General features: G+C 68.7%; 12 protein-coding genes. 7 read left to right on the top strand and 5 right to left on the bottom strand.

Features of this window, described 5'->3' with window-relative positions; genetic code table 11:
• Positions 1 to 182: 182 nt before the first annotated feature.
• The 4 genes from J2S76_RS00285 to J2S76_RS00270 are packed head-to-tail and all read right to left on the bottom strand — an operon-like array spanning position 183 to position 4,947.
• Complete coding sequence (locus J2S76_RS00285; protein WP_307056438.1) at positions 183 to 1,736, bottom strand: TolC family protein; 1,554 nt, start codon at positions 1,734 to 1,736, stop codon at positions 183 to 185.
• Positions 1,737 to 1,739: 3 nt separating this feature from the next.
• The gene (locus tag J2S76_RS00280) at positions 1,740 to 3,608 is read right to left on the bottom strand and encodes an FUSC family protein (RefSeq protein ID WP_307056436.1); all 1,869 of its coding nucleotides are present in this window, start codon (positions 3,606 to 3,608) and stop codon (positions 1,740 to 1,742) included.
• Positions 3,592 to 4,641: a multidrug transporter subunit MdtN gene (mdtN, locus tag J2S76_RS00275; protein ID WP_307056434.1), complete on the bottom strand. Its 1,050-nt coding sequence runs from the start codon at positions 4,639 to 4,641 to the stop codon at positions 3,592 to 3,594. The genes J2S76_RS00280 and mdtN overlap by 17 nt, the downstream gene beginning before the upstream one ends.
• Positions 4,642 to 4,644: 3 nt before the next feature.
• A complete protein-coding gene (locus tag J2S76_RS00270) occupies positions 4,645 to 4,947 on the bottom strand; it encodes a YtcA family lipoprotein (protein ID WP_307056432.1) in 303 nt (100 codons plus the stop codon).
• A 376-nt stretch (positions 4,948 to 5,323) separates the two neighbouring features.
• On the opposite strand from J2S76_RS00270, the gene J2S76_RS00265 reads away from it, so the two are divergent.
• Together J2S76_RS00265 and J2S76_RS00260 are read left to right on the top strand one after the other, a co-directional pair.
• On the top strand, positions 5,324 to 6,439 hold the full coding sequence (locus tag J2S76_RS00265) for a linear amide C-N hydrolase (RefSeq protein ID WP_307056430.1): 1,116 nt from the start codon (positions 5,324 to 5,326) through the stop codon (positions 6,437 to 6,439).
• Between the two features lie 40 nt (positions 6,440 to 6,479).
• Positions 6,480 to 7,340 carry a hypothetical protein gene (locus J2S76_RS00260; RefSeq protein WP_307056428.1) on the top strand — a complete coding sequence of 287 codons (861 nt, stop codon included), beginning with the start codon at positions 6,480 to 6,482 and terminating at the stop codon, positions 7,338 to 7,340.
• A gap of 5 nt (positions 7,341 to 7,345) precedes the next feature.
• Here the strand turns inward: J2S76_RS00260 and J2S76_RS00255 are convergent, their stop codons facing one another.
• A complete protein-coding gene (locus J2S76_RS00255; RefSeq protein WP_307056426.1) occupies positions 7,346 to 8,242 on the bottom strand; it encodes a helix-turn-helix transcriptional regulator in 897 nt (298 codons plus the stop codon).
• 141 nt (positions 8,243 to 8,383) lie between these two features.
• Between J2S76_RS00255 and J2S76_RS00250 the strand changes: the two genes are divergently transcribed.
• From J2S76_RS00250 to J2S76_RS00230, 5 genes are all read left to right on the top strand, one after another.
• A complete protein-coding gene (locus J2S76_RS00250; protein WP_307056424.1) occupies positions 8,384 to 9,526 on the top strand; it encodes an ABC transporter ATP-binding protein in 1,143 nt (380 codons plus the stop codon).
• Positions 9,507 to 10,670, top strand: a complete 1,164-nt coding sequence (locus tag J2S76_RS00245; protein WP_307056422.1) for an ABC transporter substrate-binding protein — start codon at positions 9,507 to 9,509, stop codon at positions 10,668 to 10,670. Before J2S76_RS00250 ends, J2S76_RS00245 begins: the two co-directional genes overlap by 20 nt.
• Positions 10,671 to 10,767: 97 nt before the next feature.
• Complete coding sequence (locus J2S76_RS00240) at positions 10,768 to 11,628, top strand: ABC transporter permease (protein ID WP_307056420.1); 861 nt, start codon at positions 10,768 to 10,770, stop codon at positions 11,626 to 11,628.
• Positions 11,628 to 12,443, top strand: coding sequence for an ABC transporter permease (locus J2S76_RS00235; RefSeq protein ID WP_307057683.1), 816 nt, complete (start codon positions 11,628 to 11,630; stop codon positions 12,441 to 12,443). The genes J2S76_RS00240 and J2S76_RS00235 overlap by 1 nt, the downstream gene beginning before the upstream one ends.
• Before the next feature lie 7 nt (positions 12,444 to 12,450).
• Positions 12,451 to 13,212 carry an SDR family NAD(P)-dependent oxidoreductase gene (locus tag J2S76_RS00230; protein ID WP_307056418.1) on the top strand — a complete coding sequence of 254 codons (762 nt, stop codon included), beginning with the start codon at positions 12,451 to 12,453 and terminating at the stop codon, positions 13,210 to 13,212.

Here is a 13,212-nt window from a genome sequence, read left to right as displayed (position 1 = left end):
GGCAGCGCCGGCGGGTGATGGCTCTTGCGCTTCTGGCGGCCCGCCATGGGGCGCACCATTGACGGGGAAAGGGGATGGTCGCGGCGGCTGCCCATGGGGCAAAGGTAGCGACATCGGCGCCGCCAGATCAAGCAAGCTGCCGTTCAGGCAGGCTGCGGGGCCCGATACCGACCCATAGCCTCTCACCGCCCGGTCAGCCCGGCGGGCACATCGGCGGAAGTCATCGCGCCGAGCACGAAGGCGAGGTTGGCGGCGGCCACCAGCGCGGCGGCGTGGGCGTCGGACTGCGCCTGCCGGGCGGTGAGCAAGCCGCTATCGGCGGCCGTGGCGGCGGTGATGTCGCCAACGCCGCTGGTGTAGGCGTCGAGCGCCGCGTCATAGGTGACAGCGGCGGCGCTGGCGAGGGCGGTGGCGGCGCGGTGGGAGGCCAGCGCCGAGCGCAGCGTATCGGCGCTAATGACGATCTCCCGGGCGGCAGCGTCGCGCGTCTTCTCGAAGGTGGCTTCAGTCGCGGCGGCCAGCGACTCTGCATTCTTCAGCTGCGCGGCGCGCAGCCCGCCATCATAGAGCGGCATGGTCACGCCCAGCAGCACGCCGGTGGCGGACGCCTGCTGGCCGATGGTCGGCAGGCCGGTGGCGCTGAAGCTGGCGTCCCCGCCGGCGGCCACCGCGCCGAGGAAAACCTTAGGCATGAAATCGGCCTGCGCCGCGCCAATGGCCGAGCGGCTCGCCTTCAGGGCGGAGAAGGTGGCGAGCACGTCCGGCCGACGGGCAAGCGCGGCCTTGATCATCTCTTCGGTCGGCGCGCCGACGCTCTCGGGCAGCGCGCGCCGGCCGGCCTCTCGGATGGTGATCTTGGTCATCGGGGACACGCCCATGGCCCCCAGCAGCATCTGATAGGCGTCGCGCTCGGCGCCCTGTGCCTGCACCAGCCCGAACTGCGCCTGCGCCACTAACTGCCGCGCCTGCGCCACCTCCACCGTGGTGCCCCTGCCCTCATTATTGCGCGCCTGCGCCGCCGCGTCGATCCGGCGCGCATTGGCGGCATTGCGCTCGGCGATCCGCACTCGGCTGCGCGCGGCGCTGTAGAGGAAATAGCTGCGCGTCACGTCGTAGATGATTTTCTGATGCGCGCCGTTAAACAGGATGTTGGCGGCAGTAGCGTTGTGACGGGCCGTCTTATGCAGCGCGTCGCGCTGGCCGAAATCGAACAGCAGCCATTGCAACGCCACCTGCGGCGACACGCCCTCGATCCTGTTCGACACCTGGCTGGTGCTGCCGACCGCCACGGGCAGCGAGGCCGAGACATCCTGCCAGCCGCCAATCACATTGGCGGAAATGAAGGGCAGATAGGTCGCCTCCACCATGCCGGTCGCCAGCGCCGCCTGCCGGGCCTGCTGCCAGGCAATGCGGGTCAGCGGGTTCTGCGTCTGGGCGATGTCGATGAGCTCGGGCAGGCCATAGGCGCGGCGGGGGTCGATGCCCGGCACCTGCTGCATCTGCGCCACTTCCGGGTCGGCCGGCACGCTGAACTGCTTCGCTGAAGAAGCCACAGCCGCCATCGGCTCGCCCTCCGTCGATGCTGAAGAGGCCGCTTCAACCGGCGCCCAGGGCTGTGACGGGTCCTGCGGCGCCGTCTTCAGGGCGCTGGTCGCGCAGCCGGAAAGCAGCAGGCCCGCCAGCAGCAGTCCGAGCGGGACGATTCGGGAACGGGCCGACCGGCGAAACACGTGCATGGCCTACCCCGCCGCCAGCAACGCGATGCGCTCGGCCCGGCGGGCGAGCGCGTCAGGGACCTCGTCGCCGGGCATCGCCATCGGCTCCCCCCGCCCGGCCCCGTGCCGGCCGACCTGTTCCGCCGCCTCGGCCAAGCGCCGCGTGGTCTCGGCTGTCACATCCTCGGCGAACATCAGCGGCGGCAGCACCGCGCCGGCTTCCTCCGCCAGCCGGCGCAGGCGCCGGACATGGCTCTCCGGCGGGCGCTGGCGGCGCGGCTCGAAAGCCAGCAGTGCCAACGCCTCGCGCGCCTTTGCGAGCTCGGTCTCCACCAAAGCCGCCTCGTTGACCGCTTGCGCGCGCGTTGCGTGATCCAGCGTGGCCAGACGCGCCAGTGCGGCCAATGCCTTCGCCAGCCTCTCGCGCACATCGGCGGCGGCGCTCTTCGGCCAGATCTGGGTGAAGACGACATAGACGACGAGATTGCCGAGCAGGATACCCACCACGCGGTCGCGCGCCGAGTCCATGTCGGTGCTGGGGCCGAAGCCGTCGAGGATGGTGAGGAGAAAGGCGAGGCCGATCTGAACACCTCCATAGGAGATTCGCTCGCTGCCCGACGACACCCAAGCTGCCACCAGAACCCCCGCAAACACAAGCGCCATAAGGCCGCCGACCGATTGCAGATGCGGGATGACGAACAGGATCGAGCCCAATCCCAGCACCGCCCCGATCAGGCAGCCGGTGATGCGCAGCGCCAGCTTGTGCACCGTCTCGCCCGTCGTGCCGAGCGCGGCGACGTAGCAGGTCACCATCGCCGTATGGATGCCCTGCCAATCGATCAGCGAATAGATGAGATAGCAGGAAATCGCCGCCGCCGTGGTCTTCAGCGCGTAGCGCTGGTGGTCGGGATTGGTGAAGGCGTCGGCGGCGAGGAAGGGCGGCTTTTCGGCGCGCAACGCACTGCCGCCGTTAGATTTTTCGAGATCCGCCACAGCCTGGCGGGCGGCGCTGAGCGCGCCCTCGCCGGTGCTGGCACTGCCGTTTTCCGGGGCGGGCCGACCGCCGCCGCGAAGCGTTGCGGCCATCGCCCGGCAGCGTTGCGCCAGCGCGGTGTCGGTGAGGCCGGCGGGCAGAGCCGCCACCGCCAGCATCAGGCGATAAGCCGTTGCCGCTGCGCCGTAAAGCCAGGTGATCTCGCGGGTCGGCGCGGTGTGGAACAGGCGCGCCAGAAGGGCCTGCTTGCCGCTCGCCTCCAGCCCCTCCTCCAGCGCCGCGTGCAGGCCGTGCCGCCCTTTGCCCGACAGCGCGAGGGCCGCGGCGTCGAGCTGCCGGGCAAGGGTACCGCGCAGCAGTCGATGCGGCGAAGTCCCTAACATCATTGAGAAAACCGCCATCAGCGCCATCGGCATGGACGCCATCTGCCAGGCATAGAGCAGGCCGCGGGTGACAATTTCACCGGCTGGCACCTGGTCGACCAGGGTCAGCACGAAGGCGATGACGAGGGCGATGATGGCGCCGATCTCGCCCAGTTGGGAGGCCGAACTCAGGTACAGAAAGGCGAAAGAGGTCGCCGCGATCACCGCGATGCGCAGCAGCGGCAGCTCCGCCGTCCACTGGATGATCGGTGCAATGAGGAGGACGATCAGGGTGACGAGAACAATCAGACCAAGCGCCTGCCCGACATTCTCCGCCCCGTTCGGGCGCATCAGGAAAATGATGAGATAGCAGCTGATCGCCGATTCCGGTACTTTGTAGAGCATTGCCGTACCGCAAACCAGCGCGCACAGCAGCGCCACCCGCCAGGTCATGGCGAAGCGGCCGGGCGCGGGCTGGAGGTCGGCCCACGCCTCGCGCAGCATGCCGCCCCAGGGCTGCTCAGCAATCCGTGTCATGATGCACGGTCGCGGTGGCCGAGGCGCCGATCCGCATCAGATCGGCGGGGGGATCGATGAGCCGGATGCGGACCGGGAATCGCTGCGCCACCCGCACCCAGTCGAGGCTCTTGGGCACGATCGGCATCTTGCGCGGCAAAGTGATCTGCTCGGTCGACTGCACGCCCCAGCCGATGCCCTCCACCCGGCCGCGTATCTTCGCCTCGCGATTGGCCAGCGTGTAGACGGTGGCGCAATTGCCGACGCGGATGCCGGCCAGCTCGGTCTCGACGAAGGCGGCGGAGGCGAACCAGGCGCCGGTGTCGATCAGCACGAAGATCGACTGGCCGGGCAGCACATATTCACCCACCGCCGTCTCCAGCCCCACCACGCGGCCCTCGAAGGGGGCCATCACCTGCGTGTCGGCCAGCGCCCGCTCGGCGATCGCCAGCGCCGCGCGCCGCGCTTCCACCAGCGCCACCGCTGCCGCCGTGTCGCTGACCAGCACCAGGGCGGCCGCCTCCTGCTGGATTGCCTGCCTGAGGCTCACCTCGGCGTCGCGCTTGGCGGTGGCGGCGTCGTCCACCTGCTGGGCGCTGACATAGCCCTTGGGGCGCAGTGCCTCCAGCCGGGCGAGCGTCTGCGTCGCCAGAGCGAGATTCTGCCGCGCCCGCGTCACCTGGTCCTGGGCGATCACGGCATTGGCCCGCTCGGCGGTGACGGTGCGCTGCTTGTCGGCCAGCGCCGCCTCGGCGAGCTTGAGATCGGCCCGGGCCTGCTCGACCTGCAGCCGATAGGTCGTGGGATCGAGGGCGAACAGCAGCGCGCCCTTGGCGACCGCCTGGTTCTCCCGCACCCCGATGCTGACGATCCGGCCCGGCACCGAGGCGGAGATAGCGGTCACGTCAGCCGACAGCTCGGCATCCTGCGAGAGCGGGTTGCGCGCGGCATCGCTGAGATAGTGCCAGCCGAGCCACACCGCCGCGGCCACGGCGAGCAGGCTCACCAGCAGGCCGAGCGGGCGGCGGGAGGCGTGAGGCGCGTCTTCCGCCATCCGCTAGCGCCCGAAGCCGAGAAGGGCAGCGGCAAAGCCGATGGCCGCGGCGATGCAGACATAGACCGGCAGCCGCAGCGGCAGTGCATCGTCGATGCCCGCCCTTATGAAGAACAGCCGGACCAGCACCGCGCCGAGAATGCCGATGAGCGCGCAGAGCAGCCAGGAGGGAAAATAGGCCCCGAATAAAGGTATAGCCGGCGCACCCGCCGGCATGCAGCCGGCGAGCGGCAGCGCGGCGAGGCTCGCCGCGACAGCGCGCAGTGACGCGGCGACTCGCAGCCGCGCGGCAACTCGCAGCGGCACGCTTGGCGGCCGCCGCCGGACCGATCGCACTGAGACGGGACACACGCAGGTCAACGTCGCTCTCCGGCAGGGTCTCCGAGTCGGAAACGTTGATGAAAGGGGTAGCAAGGCCTTCCAGCGAGAGCAAATTCCCGGCAGCCAGGGCCGCTCGCGCGCCGCCGCCGGCGCCCGCCCGGGGGAACGGGGGGCTTCATTATGGCGAAGCTAGCCGCTCCGAAGCTGCGCGCCGCGCCGACGGCGCCTTGGCCTTTCCCGCCTCGCTGAATCATGCCACCAAACACCAGCGACCGACCGCCCGCCACTGGGCGACGCGGGGCGACTGGAGAGACGCGGTGGCGAGGCGCAGACCCTCGCCCGAACGGGAAGGACGGACGGGATGTGCACATCGCTCGGCTATCGCGACGCAAGCGGCAATGCCTATTTCGGCCGCACACTCGAACTAACGATCGATCTGCCCTACCAGATGGCCTTCTTTCCCGTCGGTTTCCGCACCCGCTCGCAGGTCGAAGGGCACAAGGCGACCGAGTATGCGGCGCGCTACGCCCTGCTTGCCGTCACCATGCCGTGCCGGGTTCCGACGCCGCAGGCCCCCGCCGGACTTGACGATCTCAAGGTGCTGGAAGGGCTGAACGACCAGGGCCTGACCTTCAGCCTGCTCTCCTACCCCGCCGCCGGCGGCACGCAGCGCTCGGTGGAGATGACCCAGGCCGTGCTGTCGGCCTCCGATCTCGGCAGCTGGTGCCTCGGCCAGTTCGCCACGGTGGGTGAGGTGAAGGCGGCGCTGGAGGCCCAGCCGGTCCTGCTGGTTCCGCTCGCCATATTGGGCGGGGTGGAATCGCCGTTCCACTATGTGGTGCACGACGCCACCGGGGCGGCGCTGGTGATCGAGTTCGATCACGGCACGATGAAGGTCTATGACAACCCGGTGGGGGTGATGACCAACGGGCCGGATTTCGGCTGGCACCTCACCAATCTCAACAACTACACCTTCCTCTCCAATGTCGATAAGTCATCGGCGCGCTTTGGCGGCTATAGGGCGGTGCAGCCCGATTCCGGCATCGCCACCGCCGGCCTGCCGGCCTCCAACACCTCGGTCGGGCGTTTCATTCGCGCCGCCTATTACGCCGAGTTCACCGAGAAGGCGGCAACGCCGGACCGCGCCGTGCAGACGCTGGCGCATATCCTCAACAATTTCGACCGGCCGCGCGGGGTGAGCATCGATCCCCCCGGCGGGGGCGGCGGCCATATGGAGGTGGCGGGCCTCGACCAGCCGGCGGGCGAAGGCTGCGCCACCGAATATACCTGCTGGACCAGCCTCTCCGACCTCGACCGCAAGCTGTTCTTCCTGCGTGACTACCGCAGCCTCAATTTCAGCCGCTTCGACCTCGCCGCGCTGGCCGGCGAAACCGCGCCGAAGGTGCTGCCGCTTGACCGTCTCCCCCTTGAGACGGGCGAGGCCACTGCGGCGCTGAAGGCGGCGAGCGCGGCGTGAGCCGTTTCCCGCGCGCCGCAGGCCCCGGCGGAGAGGCATGATGAAGGGCGTGCATCTCCACCCCTCCGGCCTGCGCATCCATGTGGCCGGGCCGTGGCCGTTCATCACGCGGCGCAGCTACCTGCTCGCCGGGCGGCGGATCGTCTGGCAGGCGCGCCAGCACCGCAAGGGATTGGCCCGCGCGGCGCGGGCGCTGGAGAATGCGCCGGTCCCGTTCTGGCAGACGCAGGGCTACAATTGGTGGACGGGCGCGCTGTTCGCGCTCGGCTCGCTGCTGTTCCTTGCCGGCAGCCTGCTCAGCCTGCTGCCGGCGGAGGCGGGGCTGGCCGCGACGCCGATCAACATCGTGTTCTTCCTGGGGTCGATCCCGTTCACGCTGGCGGGCTATCTCCAGCATTTCCAGGCCGCCAATCAGAGCGCCTTCACGATCGACCCGAAGGATGCCGCCGCGCCGCGCCGGATCTCGCTGATCGGCTGGCACCCGCACAGCGCGGGATGGCTGAGCACCTTCTGCCAGTTCGTCGGCACGGTGGCGTTCAATTTCAACACCTTCGACCCGCTGGTGGTCGGCGCCGGCTGGCAGACGCAGGACCTCGCGGTGTGGCTGCCGGGGATGATCGGCTCGGTGCTGTTTCTGGCCTCGGGCTATCTCGCCTTTGTCGAGACCGCGCATCGCTACTGGAGCTGGCGGCCACGCCAGCTCGACTGGCAGATCGTGTTCGTCAACCTGTTGGGCTGCCTCGCCTTCATGGCCGCCTCGACGCTGGCCTATGTGCCGCGCGGGGGCGAAGCGTGGTGGATTGCCGACCTCGCCAATAGCCTGCTCGGCCTCGGCGCGCTCGGCTTCTTTCTCGGTGCCGCGCTGATGATGCGCGAGAGCGCGGCGGCGGCGAAGGGCTGAGCGTTCTACGGCTTGCGCTGCATGATCGCGACGAAATGGGCGAACAGGCCGGCCTGCGAATTGATGTTGAGCTTGCGGTAGATGTTGCGGCGGTGAACCTTCGCCGTGCCGGCGGAGATCGACAGCAGCCGGGCGATGGAATCGGCGGAATGGCCCTGCAGGATGAGGTCGACCACCTCGCCCTCGCGGGCGGTCAGCGCCAGGTCGCGCCAGATGGTGCCGCGATCCACCCCCCGCGCGGCTTTCCCCTCGCCCTCGCGCCCCGGGCGGCCGCGCGCCTCCTCGCCAATGACCTCGCCGCCCCAGCGCAGGCGGCATAGCGCCAGCACGATCGGCGCCAGCTCGCGCAACTGGCGGACCTGCGCCGCGCCGAACGCGCCGGAGGGGGCCTTGCGCATCAGCGACACCACCACGCTGGCGCCATTGGCCAGCGGCACGAAGAAGCCGACCTCCTCGGCCAGCACGGTCTGGCTGTAATAGGAGCGGTAATATTCGCTGGCATAGAAGCGGTCCGGCGCCAGCTCGCGCATGCGGCGGAAGCCCTCAACGCGCTCGATCGCGGCGTGGTAGAACGGGTCGAGCAGATAGGGGCCGACCTGGTAGAGCGTCACATAGACGTGACTCTCTTCCGGGTTGAAGGTCTCGAACAGCACGGGCGGGCGCGCCGTGCCGCGATAGCCGAAGGTCACGCAATGGTCGAACGGCACATGGGCGCGCAGCCAGGCGATGAGGGCGTGGCCGAACGGATCGTCGCCCGGCCCGGTGCGGACATCGGCGCTGCGCTCATGCGCCGCCGAAATGGCCTGCGCCAGCAGCCGCGCCGCCGACGGGCGCTCGCCCCCGTCCCGCGTGATGTCTTCCTGCCCGTCTCGGCCGATTTCGGCCTTGCCAATGCCCACCATCTATACCCCTCGTGACGAATATATAGGCTCTTTCTACCACTGCAAAGGTATATACCCTCAAACGCGCCGGTATTAGCTTTTTATGTGACGATGACCCGGCCGCGCCGCTGATGGCGGCCGGAAAGCTGCGGAGAGCGCCCGGTGGCAGGCCAGCAGACCCTCGACATCGAGTTTCGCGGCGTCAGCAAGCGCTATGGCGACGTCACCGCCGTCCATCCCACCGATTTCGCCGTGCCGAAAGGCGCGTTCATCGCCCTGCTTGGCCCTTCCGGCTGCGGCAAGACCACCTGTCTGCGCATGATCGGCGGCTTCGAGCAGCCGAGCAGCGGACAGGTGCTGATCGGCGGCGCGGACATGGCGGATGTGCCGCCCTATCGGCGTCCGGTCAACATGGTGTTCCAGCATTATGCGCTGTTCCCGCATTTCGATGTCAGCGCCAATGTCGCCTATGGCCTGCGCCAGGTCCGCCCGCGGCTGACCTCGTCCGAGATCGCCCGGCGCACGGCGGACGCGCTGGCGATGGTGCAGCTCGCCGGCTTCGGGGCCCGCAAGGTGCACGAACTCTCCGGCGGCCAGCAGCAGCGCGTGGCCCTCGCCCGCGCGCTGGTGAACCGCCCCTCGGTGCTGCTGCTCGACGAGCCGCTGGCCGCGCTCGACAAGAAGCTGCGCACCGACATGCAGATCGAGCTGCAGAATTTGCAGCGCGAACTCGGAATCACCTTCGTGCTCGTCACCCACGACCAGGAAGAGGCGCTCTCGATGAGCGACGTGGTGTGCGTGATGAATGGCGGGCGGATCGTCCAGCTCGGCGCGCCTGACGAAATCTACGACCGCCCGGCCGACCGTTTCGTCGCCGCCTTTGTCGGCAAGACCAATTTCCTCGACGGCACCGTGCTGGCAAACGCCAATGGGGCCGCCCGCCTGCGCCTCTCCAACGGCATGGAGGTCAGCGCCCGCGTGAGCGGCGATGTTTCCGCCGGCGCTGATGTGGCGGTGAGCCTGCGGCCGGAGGCGCTGCGCCTCGGCGCGCCCGCAGGCGGAACCGGCCTGTCCGGCATCATCCGCAACCGCATCTTTCTCGGCTCCACCGCCGAATACGCCATTGAAGTGCCGCTGCTCGGCACGCTGCTCGCGACCGCCGATCACAGCGCGGCGCAGAGCGATCTGTTGAGACCGGGCGACCCCGTCGCCATCAGCTTCAACCCCGGCGCGCCGCTGGCGTTTCCGGCGTCGGACAACAAGACCAGACAGAGGGAATCCAGCCATGTCCAAATCGTATCGTGACGGCCTGCCCCTTTCGGCGCGGGAATTCATCGACCAGCTGCTGCGCTTCCGCCGCGGCTCGATCAGCCGCCGCCACTTTCTCGGCGTGACCGGCCTCGGCGTCGCCACGGCGGTGCTGGCGAGCGAACTCGGCCTGCGGCCGATGCCGGCCTATGCGGCGGGCGAGCTCGGCGACCGCCTGTCGATCGCCACCTGGCCGAACTATCACGACCCGCAGACCTTCATTGATTTCACCACCAATACCGGCGTCGCGGTCGAAGTGAACGTGTTCGGCTCCAATGAGGAGATGCTGGCCAAGCTGCAGGCCGGCGCCTCCGGCTGGTCGCTGTTCGTGCCGACCAACTACACCATTTCGACCTATCGCCAGCTCGACCTGATCGATGCGCTCGACGTGTCGAAGCTGCCCAATTACGACGCCGCCGCGCAGAACAAGCGCTTCACCGCCGAGGGCGAAGTGAACGGCGTGCTGTGCGCGGTGCCGAAGAACTGGGGCACCACCGGCTTCGCGGTGAACACGGCTAAGCTGACCAAGCCGATGACCAGCTGGAAGGACTTCTTCGACACCGCCATGACTACCGGCAGCGGCCGCTCCATGGTGCATGACTATCAGCTGACCACCATTGGCAACGCGCTGAAATATTACGGCTATTCCTTCAATTCGCTGAAGCCGGACGAACTGGCCAAGGCGGAGGAGCTGCTGCTCAAGGTGAAGCCGCATCTGTTCGCCATTTCCAGCGACTACCAGCCCGCCATGCGCAGCGGCGACGCTTGGCTGACCATGTGCTGGACCAATGACGGCGCCCAGCTGCACCGCGACATTCCCGCGATCGACTATGTGCTCGGCAAGGAGGGCGGCGAGATCTGGACCGATTTCTACGCCATTCCGAAGGACGCGCCGAACAAGGCGGCGGCCTATGCGCTGCTGAACTATCTGATGGACCCCAAGGTGGCGGTGAAGGAGCACATCGCCAATGGCGCGCCCTCCACCGATGCGCGCGTCAACGCCCTGCTGCCGAAGGACCTGCTCGACAACCCGATCCTCTACCCCGCCGCCGATCTGCTCGCCCCGCTTGAATTCGGCGCGGCGGCGACGCTGACCGACCCGGCCCGCGCCGAGCTGATGGCCCGCTTCAAGTCGGCCTGATCCACGCCGCATCTGGGGGAGTGCGCTGGCGCGCTCCCCTCACCTTGTCCGGGCAGCGCATGCCGCGCTCCCCAGCGCCGTCACGATGGACCCCGCAATGTCGAGCGCCGCCCGCAAGCGACTGGTCACGGCCCTGCTGCTCGCCCCGGCGGCGGTGTGGCTGTTCCTGTTCCTGGTGCTGCCCTTCATCGCCATCGTGGTGTTCAGCCTGGGCGAGCGGGCGCCGGCGGGCGGCTACCAGCCGGCGCTCACCCTCGCCCAATATGCCAATCTGCCGGCGCGGGCGGCGGCGTTCTGGAACACGCTGGTGCTGGCGCCGGCCGGGGCGCTGGCCTGCCTGCTCATCGCCTATCCCGTCGCCTATTATCTGGCGATCAAGGTGCTGCCGCAGCGCCGGCTGCTGCTGGTGGCGCTGATCATCATCCCGTTCTGGACCAGCCTGCTGATCCGCACCTATGCCTGGATGTACATTCTCGGCGGGCGCGGCATTCCCGCCTTTCTGGAGCTGGTCGGCCTGCCGGATGTGCGCCTCATCAACACGCCTGGCGCGGTGCTGCTCGGCATCGTCTATGGCTATCTGCCGCTGATGATCCTGCCGATCTATATCAGCCTGGAGCGGCTGGACCGCCGGCTGCTGGAAGCTTCGGCCGACCTCGGCGCCACGCCGTTCTCCACCTTTTTCAGCGTCACCCTGCGGCTCTCCCTGCCCGGCATGATGACCGGCTTCTCGCTGGTGCTGATCCTGCTGCTGGGCGAATACCTGATCCCGACCCTGCTCGGCGGCGGCAAGGTGTTCTTCATCGGCAATGCGCTGGTCGACCTGTTCCTGCAATCGCGCAACTGGCCGTTCGGCTCGGCCATCGCGGTGGCGCTGGTGGGCATCGCCGTCGTGCTGCTGCTGGCCGCCAACCGCATCACCGCCCGGCTCTCCGGCGCCCGACAGGTCGACCTCCTATGATGCGCGCCTTCGTCATCGCCGTTTACGGCTTCCTCTACCTGCCGATCGGGCTGGTGGTGCTGTTCTCGTTCAATGCCGGGCGGCATGCGAGCGACTTCACTGGCTTTTCCGTGCAGTGGTACGGGCGGGCGCTCTCCAACACCTTCCTGATGGAGGCGCTGACCAACAGCCTGATCGTGGCGACGACCAGCGCCGCGCTGGCCTCGCTGTGCGGCACGGCGGCCGCCCTCGGGCTCGGCCGCGCCGGGCCGCGCACCCGCGCCGTGTTCGACGCGCTGTTCGGCGCCGCCATCGTGGTGCCGGGCGTAGTGATCGGCATCGCCACGCTGGTGGCGCTGGTGCAGCTGTTCGGCATCGTCAATCCGGCGCTCGCGGCGCTGTGGCCGGGCGACGCGCCGCCGCGCCTGTCGCTGGGCTATGGCTCGATCATCGCCGCGCATGGGCTGTTCTCGACCGCGCTGGTGACGATGATCGTGCGGGCCCGGCTCGGCGCGCTCGGTCGCGACATGGTGGAAGCCTCCAGCGATCTCTATGCCAGCCCCTTCACCACCTTCCGCTCGATCGTGCTGCCGCAGATCCTGCCGGCCATCCTTGCCGGCTTCCTGCTGGCCTTCACCTTCTCCTTCGACGACTTCATCGTCGCCTTCTTCGTCGCGGGGTCGCAGACCACGCTGCCCATGTATGTCTTCGCCTCGATAAGGCGCGGCGTCACGCCGGAGATCAACGCCATCGGCGCGCTGGTGCTGGTGGCGTCCATCATCCTCGTCATCGCGGCGCAGCTGCTGCTCCGCCGGCGCCGCCCGGCCTCCGCATAGGTGCATCATGATTCTCAAGGACAAGATCGCCATCGTCACCGGCGCCGGCTCGGGGATCGGCCGCGCCGGGGCGCTCGCCATGGCGCGCGAGGGCGCGTTCGTCATCGTCGCTGATCGCGACGGGAAGGCGGGCGAGGCCACCGTGGCGGCGATCCATGCCGCCGGCGGACGCGGCGAGGCGGTGCGGACGGATGTCGATGTCGATGCCGACATCGAGGCGCTGGTGGGCGGCACGCTGGAGCGTCACGGACGCCTCGACATCTTGCACAGCCATGCGGGCATCCAGGTCGGCGGGCCGCTCACCGAGGTGGCGCCTGATGGCATGGACCGCTCCTGGCGGATCAATGTGCGGGCTTCCTATCTCGCGGCGCGCCTCGCCATGCCGGCGATGATGGCGCAGGGCGGCGGCGTGATCCTCATCACCGCCTCCAATTCCGGCGTGTTCTACGACCGCGAGATGATCGCCTACACCACCTCCAAGCACGCCGTCATCGCCATGGCGCGGCAGATGGCGATCGACTATGCCCGCCATAATGTGCGGGTGAACGCGCTGTGCCCGGGCTGGGTCGACACCCCGTTCAACGAACCCTTCATCGCCCAGATGGGCGGACGCGCCGCCATCGAGGCCTATGTGCGCGAGAAGATCCCGATGGGGCGCTGGGCGAGCGCCGAGGAAATCGCCGAAGCGATCCTGTTCCTCGTCTCCGACCGCTCCTCCTTCATGACCGGCCAGGCGCTGGTGGTGGATGGCGGCGAGAGCATCGCCTGA

This window comes from Ancylobacter vacuolatus (assembly GCF_030813595.1).
Taxonomy (GTDB): Bacteria; Pseudomonadota; Alphaproteobacteria; order Rhizobiales; family Xanthobacteraceae; genus Ancylobacter; species Ancylobacter vacuolatus.
This window is presented reverse-complemented; position numbering and strand designations above follow the sequence as displayed.